The organism is uncultured Phyllobacterium sp., assembly GCF_902479695.1.
GTDB classification, from domain to species: Bacteria; Pseudomonadota; Alphaproteobacteria; order Rhizobiales; family Rhizobiaceae; genus Phyllobacterium; species Phyllobacterium calauticae.
Genome location: NZ_CABSQF010000026.1, coordinates 33,304 through 53,765, shown reverse-complemented (window position 1 = coordinate 53,765; position 20,462 = coordinate 33,304). Strand labels below are relative to the sequence as shown.

12 protein-coding genes, 1 pseudogene and 1 riboswitch are annotated in these 20,462 nt (G+C 60.6%); of the genes and pseudogenes, 9 read left to right on the top strand and 4 right to left on the bottom strand.

Translation table 11 applies throughout. The annotated features are described in order from the left end of the window. The first annotated feature begins 12 nt into the window (after positions 1-12). The 4 genes from RDL77_RS16150 (at position 13) to RDL77_RS16135 (ending at position 4,895) form a co-directional block, all read left to right on the top strand. The gene (locus tag RDL77_RS16150; protein WP_223614101.1) at positions 13-1,815 is read left to right on the top strand and encodes an IlvD/Edd family dehydratase; all 1,803 of its coding nucleotides are present in this window, start codon (positions 13-15) and stop codon (positions 1,813-1,815) included. Positions 1,816-1,837: 22 nt separating this feature from the next. Beyond that, positions 1,838-2,590, top strand: a complete 753-nt coding sequence (locus RDL77_RS16145; protein ID WP_288193727.1) for an SDR family NAD(P)-dependent oxidoreductase — start codon at positions 1,838-1,840, stop codon at positions 2,588-2,590. Positions 2,591-2,617: 27 nt separating this feature from the next. Then, complete coding sequence (locus tag RDL77_RS16140; protein WP_288193725.1) at positions 2,618-3,457, top strand: fumarylacetoacetate hydrolase family protein; 840 nt, start codon at positions 2,618-2,620, stop codon at positions 3,455-3,457. Positions 3,458-3,557: 100 nt separating this feature from the next. Beyond that, a complete protein-coding gene (locus RDL77_RS16135) occupies positions 3,558-4,895 on the top strand; it encodes an MFS transporter (protein WP_223614098.1) in 1,338 nt (445 codons plus the stop codon). A gap of 39 nt (positions 4,896-4,934) precedes the next feature. On the opposite strand, the gene RDL77_RS16130 is transcribed toward RDL77_RS16135, so the two are convergent. Together RDL77_RS16130 and RDL77_RS16125 are read right to left on the bottom strand one after the other, a co-directional pair. Then, positions 4,935-9,539: a translocation/assembly module TamB domain-containing protein gene (locus RDL77_RS16130; protein ID WP_288193724.1), complete on the bottom strand. Its 4,605-nt coding sequence runs from the start codon at positions 9,537-9,539 to the stop codon at positions 4,935-4,937. Further along, on the bottom strand, positions 9,536-11,422 hold the full coding sequence (locus tag RDL77_RS16125; protein ID WP_374042733.1) for an autotransporter assembly complex family protein: 1,887 nt from the start codon (positions 11,420-11,422) through the stop codon (positions 9,536-9,538). Before RDL77_RS16125 ends, RDL77_RS16130 begins: the two co-directional genes overlap by 4 nt. 434 nt (positions 11,423-11,856) lie before the next feature. Here RDL77_RS16125 and RDL77_RS16120 point away from each other — a divergent pair. Further along, positions 11,857-11,934, top strand: a pseudogene (locus RDL77_RS16120) (DUF4160 domain-containing protein); the annotation flags it as partial. Positions 11,935-12,057: 123 nt separating this feature from the next. After that, positions 12,058-12,531, top strand: a complete 474-nt coding sequence (locus RDL77_RS16115; RefSeq protein ID WP_288193745.1) for a DUF2442 domain-containing protein — start codon at positions 12,058-12,060, stop codon at positions 12,529-12,531. A 33-nt stretch (positions 12,532-12,564) separates the two neighbouring features. Here the strand turns inward: RDL77_RS16115 and RDL77_RS16110 are convergent, their stop codons facing one another. After that, positions 12,565-13,839 carry a D-amino acid dehydrogenase gene (locus tag RDL77_RS16110; protein WP_288193722.1) on the bottom strand — a complete coding sequence of 425 codons (1,275 nt, stop codon included), beginning with the start codon at positions 13,837-13,839 and terminating at the stop codon, positions 12,565-12,567. Between the two features lie 215 nt (positions 13,840-14,054). Continuing rightward, a riboswitch (glycine riboswitch) is annotated at positions 14,055-14,141 on the bottom strand. Between the two features lie 104 nt (positions 14,142-14,245). Here RDL77_RS16110 and RDL77_RS16105 point away from each other — a divergent pair. Beyond that, the gene (locus RDL77_RS16105) at positions 14,246-14,482 is read left to right on the top strand and encodes an Lrp/AsnC ligand binding domain-containing protein (protein ID WP_105733984.1); all 237 of its coding nucleotides are present in this window, start codon (positions 14,246-14,248) and stop codon (positions 14,480-14,482) included. A 175-nt stretch (positions 14,483-14,657) separates the two neighbouring features. Beyond that, a complete protein-coding gene (gene ilvD / locus RDL77_RS16100) occupies positions 14,658-16,511 on the top strand; it encodes a dihydroxy-acid dehydratase (protein WP_223614092.1) in 1,854 nt (617 codons plus the stop codon). 18 nt (positions 16,512-16,529) lie between these two features. Here the strand turns inward: ilvD and RDL77_RS16095 are convergent, their stop codons facing one another. After that, complete coding sequence (locus tag RDL77_RS16095) at positions 16,530-18,161, bottom strand: Na+/H+ antiporter (protein ID WP_223614091.1); 1,632 nt, start codon at positions 18,159-18,161, stop codon at positions 16,530-16,532. Positions 18,162-18,426: 265 nt separating this feature from the next. Between RDL77_RS16095 and RDL77_RS16090 the strand changes: the two genes are divergently transcribed. Further along, the gene (locus RDL77_RS16090; protein WP_308526408.1) at positions 18,427-20,442 is read left to right on the top strand and encodes a long-chain-fatty-acid--CoA ligase; all 2,016 of its coding nucleotides are present in this window, start codon (positions 18,427-18,429) and stop codon (positions 20,440-20,442) included. Positions 20,443-20,462 lie beyond the last annotated feature (20 nt).

Genomic DNA, 20,462 nt, shown 5'->3' with positions numbered 1-20,462 from the left:
GGAGTTGCTTTCATGACCACCAACAAAACCCCGAAAAAGCTTCGCTCGCAGGAATGGTTCGACAATCCTGACAACCCGGGGATGACGGCGCTCTATCTCGAGCGCTATCTCAACTACGGCCTGACGCGGGCGGAATTGCAGTCGGGCAAGCCGATCATCGGCATCGCCCAGACCGGCTCGGACCTTTCGCCCTGCAACCGCCATCACATCGAATTGGCCAAGCGGGTGCGCGACGGTATCATCGCGGCGGGCGGTATCCCTTTCGAGTTTCCGGTTCATCCCATTCAGGAAACTGGCAAGCGTCCCGGCGCGGCGCTCGACCGCAACCTTGCCTATCTCGGGCTGGTGGAAGTCCTCTTCGGTTATCCGCTTGACGGCGTCGTGCTGACCATCGGCTGCGACAAGACCACACCGGCCATGCTGATGGGTGCCGCCACGGTGAACATTCCCGCCATCGCCCTCTCCGTCGGGCCCATGCTGAACGGCTGGCACCGCGGCGAGCGCACCGGCTCCGGCACCATCGTCTGGAAATCGCGCGAAAAGCTGACTTCAGGCGAAATCAACTACGACGAGTTCATGGATATCGTGGCGTCGTCGGCACCATCCGTCGGCTATTGCAACACCATGGGTACCGCCACCACGATGAATTCGCTGGCCGAAGGACTCGGCATGGAACTGCCCGGCGGCGCTGCCATCCCGGCACCGTACCGTGAACGCGGCCAGATCGCCTATGATACCGGCAAGCGCATTGTCGACATGGTGCGCGAAGACCTGAAGCCTTCCGATATCATGACGCGCGAAGCCTTCGAGAATGCGATCGTCATCAACTCGGCCATCGGCGGTTCGACCAATGCGCCCATCCATCTGAACGCGATTGCCCGCCACCTCGATATCGCGCTCGACAATGATGACTGGCAGACCATCGGTCATGACGTGCCGCTGCTGGTCAACCTGCAGCCTGCAGGGGAATATCTAGGCGAGGATTACCACCGCGCAGGCGGCGTGCCTGCCGTCGTGGCGGAACTGCTCAAGGCGAAGCGACTGCCGCATCCATCGGCGCTTACGGTCAACGGCAAGAGCATCGGCACCAATTGCGAGGGCGTGGAAAATCTCAACACCGACGTCATTCGTCCCTATGAGACACCGCTGAAGAAGAAGGCCGGATTCATCAATCTCAAGGGCAACCTCTTCGACAGCGCCATCATGAAAACCAGCGTGATTTCCGACGAATTCCGCGAGCGCTATCTTTCCGATCCGGACGATCCGGAAGCGTTCGAAGGCATCGCGGAAGTGTTCGATGGCCCGGAAGATTACCATGCGCGGATCGACGATCCGAAACTCGGCCTTGACGAGAACAGCATCCTGATCATGCGCGGTACCGGCCCCATCGGCTATCCCGGCGCGGCTGAGGTCGTCAACATGCAGCCTCCAGGCTATCTGCTGAAGAAAGGCATCCATGCGCTGCCATGCCTTGGCGACGGCCGGCAGTCCGGCACGTCAGGTTCGCCGTCCATCCTCAATGCTTCGCCCGAGGCGGCGGTCAATGGCGGCCTGGCACTGGTGCGCTCCGGCGACCACCTGCGCATCGACCTGCGGAAAGGCACCGCCAACATCCTCATCGATGACGAGGAACTGCAGAAGCGCCGGGACGACCTTTTGGCGGCGGGCGGCTACAAATATCCGGCCAGCCAGACGCCATGGCAGGAAATCCAGCGCGGCATGGTCGATCAGCTGGCGCAAGGCATGGTCCTGAAACCGGCGGTCGATTTCCAGCGCATTGCCCAGACCAAGGGACTGCCGCGCGACAATCACTGAGGCCAACCGTTCGGGAGGGAACATGGCGAACACCATCAGGCGCTATGAGGGGCGGCATGCGGTCATTTCCGGCGGTGCTTCCGGCATAGGCTACAGGACGGCGGAGCGGATCGTGTCGGAGGGCGGCACGGTCAGCCTCTGGGACGTCGATGCAGCACGGATCGAGGAAGCAAAAGCCAGGCTCGGTGAGGGCGCGCATGGGCTGGCGCTCGATGTTTCAGACCCGGTGCAGGTGGAAAAGGCGGCGCAGGACACCGCCGCCAGCGCCGGCAGGATCGATATCCTCATCTGTTCGGCCGGGATCACCGGGCCGAACGCCAAGGTGGCGGATTATCCGATCGATCAGTGGAAACGGGTGTTCGATATCAACCTCAACGGCCTGTTCTACTGCAACCGCTTCGTCGTGCCGTTCATGCAGAAGAATGGCTATGGCCGCATCGTCAATGTTGCGTCCATTGCCGGCAAGGAAGGCAATCCGAACGCCTCGGCCTACAGCGCGTCGAAGGCGGCGGTGATCGGCCTGACGAAATCGCTCGGCAAGGAGCTGGTGCATGACGGCATTACCGTCAATGCCATTACGCCAGCCACCGTCGATACGCCGATCCTCCAGCAGCTCAAACCCGAATTCATCGACTACATGCTGTCGAAAATACCCATGCAGCGGTTTGGCACCGTCGATGAACTAGCATCCCTGATCAGCTGGATCGCCAGCGAGGAATGCTCGTTCACGACGGGTGCCGTTTTCGACATTTCCGGTGGCCGCGCCACCTATTGATCCCCTCCCAATCAGAAAGGTTACTCCATGAAACTCGTGCGTTACGGTCCTGCCGGTCAGGAAAAGCCGGGGCTTGTCGACAAGGATGGCAAGGTCCGTGATCTCTCCGGACACGTCGGGGATATTGCCGGCGAAGCGATTTCGCCTGCAGGATTGAACAAGCTCGCAGGCATTGATCCGGCGTCGCTGCCCGAGGTCACAGTCGACCGTTATGGTCCCTGCGTCGCGGGAACCGGCAAGTTCATCTGCATCGGCCTCAACTATTCCGACCATGCGGCGGAAACCGGCGCAACCGTGCCGCCGGAGCCGATCATCTTCATGAAGGCGACCTCGGCCATTGTCGGCCCGAATGACGATGTGGAAATTCCGCGCGGCTCGCTGAAGACTGACTGGGAAGTCGAGCTCGGCGTGGTCATCGGCAAGCACGCCAAATATGTCAGCGAAGACGAGGCGCTCGACCATGTGGCGGGTTATTGCCTGATCAACGACGTGTCGGAGCGGGCCTTCCAGGCCGAACGCCAGGGGCAGTGGACCAAGGGCAAAAGCTGCGACACATTCGGTCCCACCGGCCCGTGGCTGGTGACGAAGGATGAAGTGGCTGATCCGCAGAAGCTGAAAATGTGGCTGGAGGTCAATGGTCACCGCTATCAGAACGGCTCGACCGAAACGATGGTCTATGGCGTCAAATATCTCGTTTCCTACCTGTCGCAGTTCATGAGCCTGCATCCCGGCGACATCGTCTCGACCGGCACGCCACCCGGTGTCGGCCTTGGCCAGAAACCCAATATCTTCCTGAAGGCCGGAGATGTCATGACACTGGGCATCGAGGGGCTGGGCGAGCAGAGGCAGACCGTCGTTCAGGGCTGACAAGGAGCCGGTTTTCCTTACTATGAGAATCATCGCGCCGGATGACGGCGCGGTTCCATGGGCGTTGCACAGCGTCCGAACGGTACTGGGAGGTCCATTCATGAGCATCGCAACGTCATCCGCCCACCCGCCGCAAAAGGCGCCGGCTGGCGCCAGCAAGGTCCGCTACATCATTCTTGCCATGTGCTTTCTCGGCATAACGATGAATTACCTCGACCGGGCCAATCTGAGCGTGGCACTGCCCTATATCGATGCCGAACTCAATCTTCAGCTGACCAATGCGGAAAAGGGTCTGATCTTCGGCGCCTTCTTCTGGGCCTATGACGGGATGATGCTCATCGCCGGCTGGTTCACCGACAAGGTCGGTTCGCGCCGTTCATTCACCATAGCAGCCGTGTGGTGGTCGATCTTTACGGCGCTGACACCACTTGCCACCAGTTTTTGGGGATTTTTTGCCGTGCGTTTTGCCCTGGGCGCCGGGGAAGCCCCCGCCTATCCCAGCGCAACCAAGGCAGCCTCCCGCTGGTTCCCGAAGAGCGAGCGGGCCTTCGCCACCGCAGTGATCGATTCCGGTTCGCGTGTCGGCACGGTGCTTGCCTTGCCGATCGTTACGGGAATTATCGCCCTGACCACCTGGCATTATTCCTTTGCCATCCTCGGCGCACTCGGCCTTGTCTGGGCCTTCTTCTGGTATGTCATGTACCGCGATCCGGCCGAACACACCGGCGCCAATGATCTCGAGCGTCAGTACATCACCGACAATGGCGGACGCACCGACGCAACCGATGATGCGGAAGCGGTCAAGATTCGCTGGATCGACCTTTTCCGCTACCGCACCATCTGGGGCATGATGATCGGATTTTTCTGCCTGAACTTCGTCATCTATTTCTTCCTCACCTGGTTTCCGGACTATCTGAAGAATGCACGCGGCCTCAACCTGGCGGAGCTTGGTACATTCGGCATGATTCCGGGTCTGACCGCGGTGGTCGCCGCATGGAGCGCAGGCGCCTGGGCGGACCGGGCGATCCGTGGCGGTGCCGACGTCACGGCCATTCGCAAGCTCATCATGGTTGGAGGCCTGCTGGGCGGCGCGGCCATTCTCCCGGCGGCATTGGTATCATCGCTTTACATGGCACTCATCTTCCTGGCGATTTCCTACAGCAGCCTCGCCGTAGCCGCCACGGCCATCTGGTCCCTGCCCGCCGATGTGGCGCCCAGTTCCCATCACGTCGCATCCATCGGCGGTATCCAGAATTTTGCCTCGAACATTGCCGGCATTATCAGCCCGTTCCTGTTCGGCGCACTGCTTGACCGCTTCCACGGCAACTATACGCCCTCCTTCGCCATGGCAGCCTTCATGGCGGTGGTCGGCGCTTTCACCTATGCCTTTGTGGTCGGCCGTGCAGAACCGTTGCCCGTGCTTCCGCCAAGGACCTGAGACGGAGGAGGATATTCCCCTCCGTCCCCGCAGCACCGCTCAATAATCTCTTTCGAAGAACACACCGGCGCCGGAGTCACCATCGCTGCCGACGGAGCCCTTGGCCTTCAGCTGCGGCGTCACGTCGAGATTGATCGTGCCCTTGGTCTTGCCGCCGGCACCCGCTTCCACGCCAAGATAGACATTGTCGCGGATATAGCGCCCGGCCTTGACGCCGGCATTGCCTTCGCTGTCCGTCGTCACATCGAGATCGTCGAGGCCAGTGCCCTTGCGCAGGCTGTCGAGCAGGGATGAGTTCGATCCGCCGGCCAGTTCGGCCGCGGCGGCAGCCAGCCGCGCAATCTGCAATGGCGACAATTCGCTGATGGAGCGGTTGAAGATCAGGCGGGCAAGGACCTCGTCCTGCGGCAATTCCGGCTGCGACGAGAACGCGATCTGCAGATCGGATACCCGCCCCTTGACCGTGACATTGACCGTAATGTCGCTGCTCTGGGTGCTCGCGACGAAATTGAGTTCCGGGTTGAGATCCCCGACCAGCGTGACCTGCCCTTCGGTGAAGGTGATACGCTGCCCGAGAATCTCAAGGCGCCCGCGTACCAGATCGAACGCACCGACCGGCTGGATATCGGTTGCGGGGCCAGTCAGCCGCACCGAGCCGCCGATTTCCGTATCCAGCCCCCGGCCGCGCACGAAGATCTTGTTGGGCGCTGTCACATTGATATCGAGCCGCACCACACTGGGCCGTGCGGTGGGTGTTGCCGTGGCGGGCTGGTCGGCCTTGGCGCGCTTCAGCGTCGTGGCGACGGCCTTCGGCGTCTTCTTGTGCTTGACGTCGATGACCGCCGACGAACCGCCAAAGCTTTCCGGAACGCTGATTTCCGCACGGTCAACATTGATGTTGCCGGCAATCACGGGATCGCGCGTCAAGGGACCGTTGACGCCGAGCGCACCGGTCAGCGTGGCAACGACAAGATTGCCGTCGGCATAGCGGGCCTTGTCGAGCTTGATCTGGATGTTGGCGGGGAAATTGGCCGCTGCATCGGTGGAGATGGTGCCCGTGGCGCTGACAGTACCGCCGGTGGAAAGCCCGGCATTGAGCGTGCGGATGGTGACGGTCTGTCCTTCCATGCTGCCAAGCAGGGTAATGCGCTGCAGCCGCAGATTGGTTTCCGGATCGACCACTTCGGCACCATTGGCCGAGAACATGCCGCGGATCAGCGGCTGCTGGAAGCTGCCGGAGACGGATGCGGTGACGTCAATATTGCCCTTTGCCTGCGTGCCGCGATCGGCCAGGAAGCGGTTGGCCAGGGACAAAGGGATATTGCCCGTTACATTGATGCCAAGCCCGTTTCCGGAAACCGGCACATTGCCATTGGCCGACACGGTGAAACCCTGCGGCCCGTCAGCCTTGGCCGACGTCAGGGTCAGCGTATCATTGGCAAAGCGGCCGGCGGCGGTCAGCTGCAACGGCGACAGACCGGCGTCCTGCAAAGGCTTGGCGGACAGGCCCGCCCCCTTCAGGTCAAATTCGGCATTGGGCTTCTGCACCGTGCCGGTGATGCGGCCCCTGCCGGTGATATTGCCTGCCAGGTTCTGATCCTTGACGACGCCATTCAGAGCGCGCAACGGCAGGTTGCCGAGCGTCAGATCGACGGCAAGCTGTCCCGGCGTCAGTGGAACCGAGCCTTTGGCCGATGCATCGAGCCCGTTGGCGCCAGTCAGGCGCGCATCGACATTGAGCTGATCGGTGGTCGATGTGCCCTTGGCGTCCAGATTGAGGCCGTCCAGTCCAGCCTTTTTCAGTACGGCGGCGGTGATCGCGCGGGCCTGCATATTGAAGTTCACGTCGGGCTTGTCGCGCGTGCCGCCAATCCTGGCGGTGCCGTTGATTTCACCGCCCAGTCCCAGATCGGGCTTGACCGCATTGGCGACATCGAGCGGCAGCTTTTCGATGGCAACGGCGAGGTCCAGCTTCTCGGCGACATCGCCGCGGATCGTGACCTTGCCCTTGCCGATATCCAGAATGATATCACCGAAGGAAACATTGCTGCCGGCGACATTGATGGCGGCCGGCTGGACCAGCCGGGCGGTAAGCGCGCCACGGGTCAGATCCGCATTGGCGAGCGACAGGAGAAAGCCCTTTTCCGTCGGTTCGAGCGAACCGCCAACGGATGTCTTCGCACCATTTTTCAGCGCGGCGTTCAGCTTGAAATCGGTGGTCTTGCCCTGCTGCGCCGCCTGGGCATCGAGGGTCGAAATATCGACACCACCGGCCGAAACCGTGGTGGCCGTGATCGTGCCGTTGGCGGACGGAACCTTGAAGATGTTCTGGGCGGCCAGTGCAACCGCCGCCTTGCCGACGATGACATTGTTGGCCTTCAACCCGTCAATATCGCCTTTGATGTCGATATTCTGGCTCTCGTCATCATGGCTCAGCGCAATGGCGGCATTCGCCTTGCCAGTCGCCTCCACGAGGAACAAGGCTGCGGCCGTCGACACGTCGCTGGAAGCGAGGATCAGGTTGCCCTGAAGCAGCCCCTTCTTGTCCTGGGTGACATCACCGCGCAGCCGTGTGCCACCGGCAATGAACTGGATATTGCTCAGGCGTTTTTCGTCCTTGCGCAGGGCAAGTTCGGTGGCAAGATCGGCCCGCACGCCGTCGAGGAACGCCAGACCGGACACTTTGCCGTCCAGCGCATCCTTGAGCAGAAGCCCGTTGAAGGAGAACGCGCCTTCGCTGAGCTTGCGCCCGGAGAGCTTGCCATCCGGAACCCCGGCATTGAAGGCAAGAGCGATGATGCCGTCGCTGCCGCGCGCGCTGCCCTTGACCTTGAGCGCCCCGCTGGTCTTTTCCGACAGGAGCGCGAGGTTGGTGAGATCGAGACCGAAATCGAAATTGGCGGCGCCTGTGGCAAAGGTGCCATTGGCCGTGACCAGCGTCTGCGGGTTTTCGACCCGGAAGTTCCTGGCGCTGAGGCCCGCTTCACCGCGCGCAAGGCCGCCGGTGATGCGCGTTTCGCCCTCAAGCACGCGATCCGCCGCATCAATGCCAAGCGTCATGCCGGTTGCATGGCCATCCAGCATCAGATTGAAGCCACCCGTCAGCGCTTCGACAGCACCATTGGCCTTCAGATCGAGCGCGCCGGCGAGATCGCGTCCGGCAAGTTCGGAAAACGGTGCGATGCTCGACGCCTTGACCAGGATGTCGCCGTTATAGATGAACTTGTCGATGGTGCCAGCCAGCGCCGTGCTGAAGCCGTTGGCGGCAACCAGCGCCTGTTTGAGATTGACCGGCGTACCGGCCTTCCAGTCGCCGTTGATCTTCAACTGGATCAGGTCGCCCAGTGCCTTGGCGATATCGGCGCGCTTGGCCGTGATGCCGGAGACATTGCCGTTCACATCATAGCTCAGGGAACGGGCGGCCGGGTTGTCGAGATTTTCCGCCAGGCCTTTGGCAACGAGATTGACCGTTTTGGCAGCAAAATTGTTGGTGGTGAGGTTGGTGACGTCAAGCGTGCTCGACCAGTCATTGCCGGCACTTGCCCCGAAGGCAACGGCCAGTACGGCCTTGTCGACGGTTGTCTGGCCGCCCGCAACCGGCAGAATGACCTTCTTACCGCTGGGATCGGCAATCGAGGCATCCACCTTCAGGCGGCGCAAAAATCCATCATTGGTTGTATCGGCTGTCGCATCGACCGCAAGAGCAGCGCTCTTGATGTTCAACCGGTCAAGCGAAACACCGCCGGCATCGCGCACCACGCCATTGACCGCGAGCGCTGTATCGTTGCCGAAGAAATCACGGAAGAGCGGCGGAACCAGCATGGCGATCGCGCCATCGACGGTTGTCTTGAACGCAAGTCCCTCGCCCTGACGGTTGATCTGCGTGCTGCCGGTGAGAACGCGCTTGCCGGCGGCATCGAGCGTCAGCTGCAAGGCAATATCGCTGAGCGGGCCCGATCCCTTCAGCGAAAGTGCGACCGGCGGCCTGCCTTCAATATTGAGAAGATTGGCGGCAATACCGTTCTGCGGTTCATTGAGCGACAGATCCAGATCGAGCTTCTGGCTTTCCTTGGCATAGGCCGCCTTGATCGCAAAGGTGCCGCCCGGGCCATCAAGACGCTGCACCTTGAGGTTCGAATCCAGGGAGCCGCTATCGAGCGTCAGGCTGCCGGCCAGAGAGATTTCCGACTTCAGCCCGAAAATACTGTCGCCAAAGGCAATGCGTCCCACCTGCAAATCCTGCAGGATGACCGCAAGCGGCAACTCCGGCAGGCTGAAACCCTTGGCTTCGGGTGAAGGCAGGCTGCTGGTGTCCGGCAGCGGCTTGCGGATGACATCGATGCGCTCCGCGCCGAGGCTGTTGATATCCAGACGCCCGCGCAGCAACGCCAGACGGCTCCAGACAATTTTCGCATTGGTAACGCGCAGCCAGATTCCTTCACGGTCGGCAATGGTGATGCTGCCGATATTGGCTTCCGACGACAGGACGCCCTGAATGTCGGAAATGGAAATCTGGCGATTGGGCGTCGACAGCTGTTCCTCGACGAAGCTGAGGAAATAGGACTTTTCCGCCTCGGCGCTATCCTGCGCCAAAGCCGGTGCTGCAAAAAGCAGAAGGAATATGACTGCGAAAATCCGGGTCAAAACGCCTGTCCTATACCAACGTAGAATGCAAAACTCGGGTCGTTTGTCCGCCGGTCGAGCGGCATGGCCACATCGAGGCGGATCGGGCCAAGGCCCGTATTGTAACGAATGCCGGCGCCAACGCCCACACGCAACTGCTGGGCAAAATCGGGGAAAGACTCTTCACCCACATAGCCCGCATCGACAAAGCCGACGGCACCGATGGTGTTTGTGATCTTGGCGCGCGCCTCCACGGATCCCTCGACCAGCGACCGCCCGCCGATCACATAGCTTGTGCCGTTGCGCTCGACATTGACGCCGATGTTGCGATAGGCGTAACCGCGCACCGAACCGCCGCCACCGGCAAAGAACAGCTGGTCCGAGGGCAGTTCGGCAATTTCTGCGCCGACAATCGTGCCGAGTTTCAGGCGGCTGGCGAGCACGAACCGGTCGTCCTTACCGAAGCCGAAATAGGTGCGGCCCTCCGCCGTGAACTTGGTGGCGAAGTTGCCATGCTCGATCTCGTAGAACGGCGACAGCACCCCTTCCAGAAAATAGCCGCGCGCCGGATCGACCTTGCTGTTGCGGCTGTCATAGGTGAGGCCGCCCAGCAGACCGACGGTGAGAAAATCGCGCGTGCCGAAGAAATCGTCCTTGAACTGCGATTTGGAAACATTGGCAGTAAGCCTGCCCGAGAGTTCATCGGAGAAAATCTGGGTGAAACCGGCATCGGCCGTAATCGATGTCTGCGTGTAGGCGTCGAGCACCTTGCGCTCGCCAATCAGCGAGGCGATGAAATCGGTATCAGGCGTATAGACGCCGGGCTTGGTGAAACTTGCACCCAGCAGATAGCTATATTCCGAGGGATCGTAGGACTGACTGCCAATGCCGCCGATCTTGGCGTCAATGCGCAGCCGTTCCGCCCGGCCGAAGAGGTTGCGGTGCAGCCAGTATGTCTCGAGACCGAGACCGTCCAGCGTCGAATAGCTGCCGCCAACGCCGAAGCGGCGCAGCTTCTGTTCCTGCACCGCCACGGTGATCGGCAGCAGGCCGTCGCTGCCGATGGCATCGCCTTCCTCGATCCGCGCCGAGCGGAAGACTTCGAGGCGCGACAGCCGTTTCTTGGCTCTCTCGATTTCGTCGGGATCGTATTCCTGTCCCGGCTGCAGGCCGGTGATGAACGCCACGAATTCCGGGTCCATGCGCTCGGTGCCCTTGACCTGCACCGGCCCAAAACCGGCCTTGGCGCCGGGATCGGCATCGATGGTCGCGTCAACCCGGTTGGTCTCGTGGTCGGCAATGACTTCCCGGCTGACAATCCTGGCTTTTGGATGCCCCTGCTGGCGCCAGGCATCAACCACCAGCCGCTCGGCTTTGACGATGGCTGTCGAGCGGGCAATCTCGCCAGCGATGTAGCCCTGTTTCTCCGGGCTTTCGACAAAGTCCTTCGGGTCGAGCGTCGGCGGCGCCATGTTCTTGACCCGGGCCGACGCAAACAAGAATTGCGATCCGGGATCGACTGAAATGACCACCTTGGCCGGCTTGGACAGCACGGCATCCGGCGGAACATCACTCGCCTCCTTGCCGTCGACCTGAATGCTGATGGTGCCGCCATAGCGGCCGTCCGCATAGAGCGCGCCAAGTATGCGGCGGTAGTCTCCGCGCGCCTTGGCGAGCAGTCCCGCCGCACCGGACGCAGGCTTGTCCTTGTCGGCAAACAGGCTCGACGCGCCCTCCACGAGCGCTTTGGTTTCATCGCTTGTCGAAGCAGCGGTTTCAACCGTGTATCTCTGCGGGTCGGCGATGACCGAATCCGCATCGTCCTCCTTCTTGGCACCCCAGAGATGAACGCCGAAAAGATCAAAGGCCTGGGCAGGCGAGACAAGGGCCGTAAGGGCCAGCAATGCGGCACCGAAACAACTGGCCTGTGGGCGCTTCAAGTCCATCAACCAGCAAATTCCCTACACATCAATAAACACAAGGATACACTGCAGGGACCGTGCGCACGCTGCCTGCAATTGATAAAATTCGCCCTTCGAGCTTAAGAAAACGATAACATGCCGGGAAAAGCTGGCCAACCCGCAATGGCACCTGATCGGCCATGCAACCCGGCATTAGTGGCCATATCGCCACAAAACCGCGATACAAGCGCATTTAAACGCCAATCACTTTTTATGTGGCGCGTGCAATAGTTTGCCTGAAGCCAAACCCATTTCCACCCGCATCATTGAATGACACATTTACGTTTTCAAGTGCCGCAACCATTAAAGTGCACGCTGCGCACTATTTATTGACAAAGTGCGTATAGTGCACTATTTTATCGAAGGCCATTTTAGAAATGCCAACCATTGCCAGAATTGGAAAAATACTCATCCGGATGTTTGCTGACGATCATAACCCGCCGCATTTCCACGTTGTGACCCCGGATTATCAAGCGCTCATCAGGATTTCAGATTGTCCACCATTGGCGGCTGGGTACCGTCGAGCATTCGTCAAACGGCATTGCAGTGAGCTTCGCAGAACAAGGAAAGGCTCGAACGTGAGTGGGACAGACTTAGAGAACGATGACATCATCAATGTCGGGTTGCCGCTACCCCGCATCAGAGACGTTGTTCCGCTGGATGGGCGTAAGGTTGCCGTCACATGGCGCTCGGGTGAAACGAAGATCGTGGATCTTGCTCCCGCCTTTGCCAGTCGCCGTGTCTACATACCACTGCGGGAAAATGACGGCCTGTTCAGGACCGTGCGCGTCAGTGAATATGGCGAGGCGATCGAATGGACGGATGAGCTGGATTTTTCAGCGGCGTGGATTGCGCGCCTCCCCCCGGTCACATTCGACAATCAGGAATTCAGAACTGCCATGGATGAGCTTGGCATGAGCCTCGATGGCATGGCGGCGGCGCTTGAAGTCTCACGCCGCCTGATTGCCGATTTCCGTAGGGATAAGCCCATTCCACGGCACATCGCGCTTGCCACCCGCTACCTGGTCGAACACCATAAAAAGGGCACCTGAGGCAACCGGCGCTCCTTTGCGTGCAAGCCGGTTTTATTCTGCGGCGGCGAGCCAGCCGCCCTGCGGGCTGGCATCGACGGGCATGGCAGCGCTGATGTGCCCGGCGACGATTTCAGCCGTGGCGGCAGACAGTGTCCAGCCGAGATGACCATGGCCGGTGTTGTAGAACACACCGGGCCGCCTGCCTGCACCGACGCGCGGCAGCATGTTCGGCATCATCGGGCGCAGGCCGGCCCACGGCACCACGTTGGACGTGTCCATGCCCGGGAACAGGTCGCGGCTCCAGTCGACCAGCGGCTTGACCCGGTCGTGGCGAATGTCGCGGTTTTCGCCATTGTATTCGGCCGTACCGGCCACGCGCAGGCGCCCCGCCCCAAGACGGCTTGTGACGATCTTTGCATCATCGTCGAGCAGGCTCACCCATGGGGCTGACTGCTGGCTCCCGGCATCATCCAGATTGACGGTGATCGAGTAGCCCTTGACCGGATAGATGTTGACGCGGTCGCCGAGCTGGGCGGCAAATTTGCGGCTGGCAATACCGGCGCAGATGACGATGGCGTCAAAACGCTCCGTCTCCGTCCCGGCATCGGCAACGGATGCCCTGTTCCATGCAACCACCACGCCGTCGGCGCCGTGCTTCAGTTCGGCAACGTCGGCATCGCCAATGAAGCGCACGCCATGGCGGATGGCGGCAGCGGCAAGGCCGCGGGTGAACTTGTGGATATCGCCGGTCGAATCGGATGGCGTGAAGAACCCGCCATAGAAGGAACCGTTCAAGGCCGGTTCGATGCTGCGGATTTCTTCATTGGTGACGGCCCGCCGGTCAAGACCGCCGGCTTCCAGCAGCCTGTTGACCTTGACGGCGTGGTCATAACCGTATTTCGAGCGGTAAATGTGCAGGATCCCGCGCTTTTCCAGGTCGAAATCGATCTTTTCATCCGCAGCGATTTCGAACATGCGCTTGCGCGCTTCAATGGCGAGCCTGGTGGTGGCGATGGTATTTTCTTCGTAGTGCGGGATGTTCATGACGAATTCCGCCATCCAGGAATATTTGTGCCAGGAGGGTTTCGGGTTCATCAGCAGCGGCGCATCCTTGCGCAGCATCCACTTCATGCCTTTGAGCACCGTGGACCAGCTGTTCCACACCTCCGCATTGGACGCGGAAAGCTGACCGCCATTGGCGAAGGATGTTTCCATGGCCGCGTAGCGGTTGCGGTCGAACACGGTGACGGAATAGCCCTGGCGGGCAAGCGCATAGGCAGTCGTCACGCCGGTGATACCGGCGCCGATAATGGCGATATGGGTCATGATAAAACGGTCCTCAGGCAACACATGGTTTCAGTTTCGCCGTTGACAACGGCACGAAACCCCATCTGTCACGGAACCTGAGAGCTTGGCCCTTTGAGCGCCCGCCGGATGTTTGTCATCCGTGTCGTCGGCGCCTTTTTCCGGTCATGCAACCGGGCAGGGCTTTCTCCTTCGGTGGGTACGGCTTTTCAAGCCATGCCTCTCTCCAGATGTTCTAGACTATTCTGGTCCTTTTGCCTGAGAGTTTCCGGGGCGGTTGCTCCATCGGCGCCGGTTTTACCGGTCTCTCCCAGATAGCCTGTGCGAACGCGGGATATATATCGCAGTTGCGAGACGAGAACAACTGGCTAAGAAGCGTCGCAGCAATTATGCTGACTGAAAATCGCCCAGCCTTCCGGAGGAATTTATGAAGCCTGTCTTTCTGCAACTGCAATGCGCGCCCGGCAAGACGTACGAAGTTGCAAAAACCCTGTTCGAGCGTGAAATCGTCTCGGAGCTCTATTCGACCAGCGGCGAGTTCGACCTTCTGGCCAAGATCTACATTCCGGAAGATCAGGATATCGGCAAATTCATCAACACCAACGTGCTCGATATATCAGGCATTGCGCGATCGCTGACAACGCTGACCTTCACCGCGTTCTGACAGGCGCTCGGCGGGGCGAGACATTACGTCCCGTTTCATGCGCCCGGCATCTGCCTTATGTAATCAATGCAATGAAACACGCCCCTTCAAGGCAATAAAATTCCATTCTTTTGCCATGGGAACTCTTTTTCTGTAAGAGATGCTCCCTCGCCCGTCATCAGCAGGATTTTCGACAATGCCTCCTTATCGTTCACGCACAACCACACATGGCCGCAACATGGCAGGAGCTCGCGGGCTCTGGCGCGCGACCGGCATGAAAGACGAGGATTTCGGCAAGCCGATCATCGCCGTGGTGAACTCGTTCACCCAGTTCGTGCCCGGCCACGTCCACCTGAAAGATCTCGGCCAGCTCGTGGCGCGCGAAATCGAAAGCGCCGGCGGCGTCGCCAAGGAATTCAACACGATTGCCGTCGACGACGGCATCGCCATGGGTCACGACGGCATGCTTTATTCCCTGCCGTCGCGTGAAATCATCGCCGACAGCGTCGAATACATGGTCAACGCCCACTGTGCGGATGCCATGGTCTGCATTTCCAACTGCGACAAGATCACGCCCGGCATGCTGATGGCAGCGCTGCGCCTCAACATCCCCGTCGTTTTTGTCTCCGGCGGACCGATGGAAGCGGGCAAAGTCGTCTGGGAAGACAAGGAAAAGAAGCTCGATCTGGTCGATGCCATGGTTGCGGCCGCCGACGACCGCATTTCCGACGAGGAAGTGAAGGCCATCGAGCGTTCGGCCTGCCCGACCTGCGGCTCGTGCTCCGGCATGTTCACCGCCAATTCCATGAACTGCCTGACCGAGGCACTCGGCCTTTCCCTGCCGGGCAATGGCTCGACGCTCGCCACCCATGCGGACCGCCGCCGCCTCTTTGTCGAGGCCGGCCATCTCGTGGTCGATCTCGCCCGCCGCTATTACGAACAGGACGATGAAACGGTTCTGCCGCGCTCCATCGCTTCGTTTGCCGCCTTTGAAAATGCCATGACCCTCGACATCGCCATGGGCGGCTCGACAAACACCGTGCTGCATCTGCTGGCCGCTGCGCATGAAGGCGAAGTCGACTTCACCATGAGCGATATCGACCGCCTGTCCCGCCGCGTTCCCGTCCTGTGCAAGGTGGCGCCTGCCGTTGCCAATGTGCACATGGAAGACGTGCACCACGCCGGCGGTGTCATGGGTATTCTCGGCGAACTCGACCGTGCCGGTTTGCTCGATACATCCGTCTATTCCGTGCATGCCGCCAATCTCGGCGCTGCTCTTGACCGCTGGGATGTGGTGCGCAGCAAAAACCCGTCCGTGCATGATTTCTTCAAGGCGGCACCGGGCGGCGTCCCGACACAGGTAGCCTTCAGCCAGGAGCGCCGTTTTGCCGATGTCGATCTTGACCGCGAAAAGGGTGTTATCCGCAATCTTGAACACGCCTATTCCAGGGATGGCGGTCTGGCCGTGCTCTACGGCAATCTGGCGGAAGACGGCTGCATCGTCAAAACCGCCGGTGTTGACGATTCGATCCTGAAGTTCTCCGGTCCCGCCCGCATTTTCGAAAGCCAGGACAGCGCTGTTCTCGGCATTCTCAACGGCGGCATCAAACCGGGCGATATCGTGCTGATCCGCTACGAAGGCCCGCGCGGCGGACCGGGCATGCAGGAAATGCTCTATCCGACCAGCTACCTGAAATCGAAGGGTCTCGGCAAGGCCTGCGCGCTGATCACCGATGGCCGGTTCTCCGGCGGTTCATCCGGCCTTTCCATCGGCCACGTTTCACCGGAAGCGGCGGAAGGCGGCCTGATCGGCTTGGTTGAGGACGGCGATATCATCGATATCGACATTCCGAACCGCGGGATTCATCTGGCCGTCGACGATGCCGTCCTGGCCGAACGCCGCGCAAAAATGGAAGCCAAGGGCACCGCTGCGTGGAAGCCGGAGGAAAAGCGCAAGCGCAAGATCACCACGGCTCTGCGCGCCTATGGCGCGATGGCAACCAGTGCTGCCCGGGGTGCCGTGCGCCAGATTCCCGACGACTGGAACTGATCAGGGTTCAATGGATACCTACTGGAAGCGGGCTTCCAGTAGGTCGATATCCCGCACCATTTTCGTGGCAATGCTGCTTTCAAGCCGCCTTGCCCGAACCAGGCGGTGAATTTCCTGCCGTTCCGCCCGGAGCGCGGTGATGCGCAGCAGCTTCTCGATCTCCTCGCTCCGCGCAACCTCTTCGCGCTCTTCCCCGAGCTGCATGCGCCCGTCAATACGCTTGCGGTAGAGCTCCATGATGTGGTTGGCGACATCCGTATAGATATCGGCGTCGGCGCGGCCCGATGCCAGGCTGTGCTGGGCCCGCTCGATCGCCATGATTGCGGCTTCCGCGGCAGCGATACGGGCATAATCCTCTTCGCGCTGGTTTGAATCCTCGATGGGCAGGTCGATGTTGCGCAGCAGACGCGGCAGGCTGACGCTGGCCATGACCAGCGACAGGATGATCACACCAGTGGCGAGGAAAATGACGAGATCGCGGGCCGGAAACAGCGAGCCGTCGTAAAGGAACAGCGGCAGTGTCAGGATACCCGCAAGGGTGATGGCACCGCGAACGCCGGCAAACGACATGGCGGCAATCAGCTGCCAGCTTGGCTTGACCACGGCCTCACCCTGCCTGCGGCGCTGCGCCATGGTCACGCGCCACGACACCCAGACCCAGAGAAAGCGCAGGGCAGCCAGAGCGGCATAAATGACCACAACATAGACCAGCAGCCACCAGGGGCTGGTCTCGCCGTGCTGCACATTCTCGACGGCACCGGAGAAAATGCCGGGCAGCTGTTCGCCGAGCAGAACGAAGATGGCGCCATTGGCGGCGAACTGCGCCGTATCCCACACCGCCGTGCGGCGCACGCGGGTCAGCGCCATGGACTGGGCCGTATTCTCGGCGTAGCTCATGGTGATACCGGCGGCAACGGCGGCAAGGATGCCCGAGGCATGCACATGTTCGGCCAGCAGGTACGCGCCGAAGGGGATGAGCAGGCTGATGAGAATCTGCGAGCCGCTCTCCTCGCCGAGCTTGCGGGCGAGGAATGCCTTGCCGCGCGTGACGCCAATGGTCACGCCGATACCGATGGCAATCCCCGCAAAAGCGAGCCAGAGGAACGTAAAGAACGCCTCGGTGATCGAGAAGCTGCCGGTCAGCATCGCGGCCACGGCAAAACGCATGCAGACGAGGCCGGACGCATCGTTGAGCAGGGATTCCCCTTCGAGAATATGCATCATGCGCGAGGGAATCGGCACGCGCGCCGCAATGGCGGAAACGGCGATCGGATCGGTCGGCGAGACGATGGCCGCCAGCGCGAAGGCCACCGGCAGGGGGACGGAAGGGATCATCCAGTGCACGAAGAAGCCGACACCGATCACCGTGAAGATGACAAGGCCGAGCGCCATCTCCAGAATGATGCCCTTGTCCCGGAAGAGACCCTCCTTGGGGATGCGCCAGCCATCGAGAAACAACAGCGGCGGCAGAAACAGCAGGAAGAAAATGTTGGGATCGAGCTGCACGCGGATGCTGGTGACCGAGGCAATCGCAGCGCCAAGCCCGATCTGCACCAGCGGCAGCGGTACGGCCAGAGGCAGCACGCGCACGATGGAGTCACTGACCACAACGGCCAGAAGCATCAGCAAGACGATGGTGATTGTTTCCACGGCGAATCCATTTTGATTGTCAGTGCAGGATGAAGGAAAGGCCGGTGCTTTGTCGAGGCGAACCTTGGCAACTTTGCGCCCAGATCGTGCCGATTGGGTGAATTGGCGGCAAAGCACGACAATTCCGCGACAATCAATTTTACGTTTACGTCAATGTAATACTTGCAAGCGCACCGCCTATCGCCATAGATAGAATTGTTGAGTAGCATGTTTAGGGTTGGAGGACCGTGGGCCCGCTACAAGGAAACCATCAGGGGAGGTTAATGTGGCAAAACAGACAACGCCGGTAAAAACATCCGTGACAGCCAAGCGCGCCACTGCAAAGGCAGCGCCAGCCAAACCGGCGAAACCCGCCGCCACGACTGCCAAAGCCGCCGCGAACAAACCAGCCGGTGAGGTCAAGACAACGAAAACCGCCGGTGCGGCAAAACCCGCTGCGGTAAAGACGGCTACCAAGGCTGCAAGGACGGCAACAAAACCTGCCGCGAAAACCGCAGCGCCGGTTGCGAGCGAAGCCAAGACACCCGCGGCAAAGAAGCCCGCAGCCAAAGCCAAAACTGCGGCGCCAGCCGCCGAGGCAGCATCGGCAAAGGCGGCGTCCCTCGCCCAAATGCCCGAACCGAAACTGTGGGTCAAATCCTATCCGGAAGGCGTTCCCGCCGAGATCGGACCGCTGCCCTACGAGAATATCAACGCGCTTTTTGCCACCGCCTACAAGAAATATGCCAACCGGCCGGCCTTTACCTGCATGGGCAAGGTGATGACCTATGCGGAAATGGATCGCAAGTCACAGGCATTCGCGGCATGGCTCCAGTCACGCGGGCTGGTCAAGGGCGACCGGGTCGCGGTGATGATGCCGAACATCCTGCAATATCCTGTGGCCATCGCTGCGATTCTGCGGGCGGGCCTGACGGTGGTCAATATCAATCCGCTCTACACGCCGCGCGAGCTCGAACATCAGCTCAAGGACAGCGGTGCGAAAGCGATCATCATTCTGGAAAACTTCGCCACGACGCTGCAAAAGGTCCTGACGGCGACGCCGGTCAAACATGTTGTCGTCGCGACCATGGGCGACATGCTGGGTCTCAAGGGCCATATCGTCAATCTGGTCGTGCGCCGCGTCAAGAAAATGGTGCCGGCCTGGTCCCTGCCCGGTCATACACCGTTCAAAACAGCGCTGGCGCAAGGGGCGGCGCTCACGCTGAAGCCGGTCGAGGTCAAGCGGGACGATATCGCCTTCCTGCAATATACCGGCGGTACCACGGGCGTTTCCAAGGGCGCCGTGCTGATGCACAGCAACATCGTGGCCAATGTCACGCAGATGCGCCTGTGGGTCGAGGTCGGCTTCCGCAAGAAGGGCCGTCCGGACAATCTGACGTTCATCTGCGCCTTGCCGCTCTATCATATTTTCGGCCTCACCGTGAATGCGATGATCAGCATGGAACTCGGCGGCAACAATGTGCTGATCCCCAATCCGCGCGACATTCCTGCCTTCGTCAAGGAATTGCAGAAAGTGCCGATCCACGTCTTCCCGGGTCTCAACACGCTTTTCAACGGACTGCTCAACAACGAGGATTTCCGCAAACTCGACTTCCGTAACCTGATCCTGACACTGGGTGGCGGCATGGCCGTGCAAAGACCGGTCGCCGATCGCTGGTTCGAGGTGACGCGCGGCCTGATCACCGAAGGGTTCGGCCTCTCCGAGACGTCGCCGGTCGCTTCGGCCAACCGCCTGGATGCCACGGAATTCTCCGGCACGATCGGCACGCCGCTGCCATCGACCGACTTCTCCATCCGCGATGATGACGGCAAGGAACTGCCATTGCTGGAAGTCGGCGAAATCTGCATTCGCGGGCCGCAGGTCATGGCCGGATACTGGAACCGTCCGGACGAGACAGCCAAGGTCATGACAGCGGACGGCTTCTTCCGCTCCGGCGACATGGGCTACATGGACGAGCGCGGCTACACCAAGATCGTCGACCGCAAGAAGGACATGATCCTGGTGTCCGGCTTCAATGTCTATCCCAACGAGATCGAAGAAGTCGCCATGGAACACCCTGGTGTGCGCGAGGCGGCGGCAATCGGCGTTCCCAACGAGCACTCCGGCGAAGTGGTAAAGCTCTTCATCGTGCGCAAGGATCCCCTGCTCACGGAAGAGGCGGTCAAGGCATTCTGCGCCGAGCGGCTGACCAACTACAAGCGTCCCCGGACGGTCGAATTCCGCGACGAGCTGCCGAAAAGCAATGTCGGCAAAATCCTGCGGCGCGAGTTGCGCGGCTGATATCGAGAAAGCCGCCCCCG

Coding starts and splice junctions, on each gene's coding strand:
- RDL77_RS16150 (WP_223614101.1), top strand. CDS start 13: ATGACCACCAACAAAACCCCGAAAAAGCTTCGCTCGCAGGAATGGTTC.
- RDL77_RS16145 (WP_288193727.1), top strand. CDS start 1,838: ATGGCGAACACCATCAGGCGCTATGAGGGGCGGCATGCGGTCATTTCC.
- RDL77_RS16140 (WP_288193725.1), top strand. CDS start 2,618: ATGAAACTCGTGCGTTACGGTCCTGCCGGTCAGGAAAAGCCGGGGCTT.
- RDL77_RS16135 (WP_223614098.1), top strand. CDS start 3,558: ATGAGCATCGCAACGTCATCCGCCCACCCGCCGCAAAAGGCGCCGGCT.
- RDL77_RS16110 (WP_288193722.1), bottom strand. CDS start 13,839: ATGACCCATATCGCCATTATCGGCGCCGGTATCACCGGCGTGACGACT.
- RDL77_RS16105 (WP_105733984.1), top strand. CDS start 14,246: ATGAAGCCTGTCTTTCTGCAACTGCAATGCGCGCCCGGCAAGACGTAC.
- ilvD (WP_223614092.1), top strand. CDS start 14,658: ATGCCTCCTTATCGTTCACGCACAACCACACATGGCCGCAACATGGCA.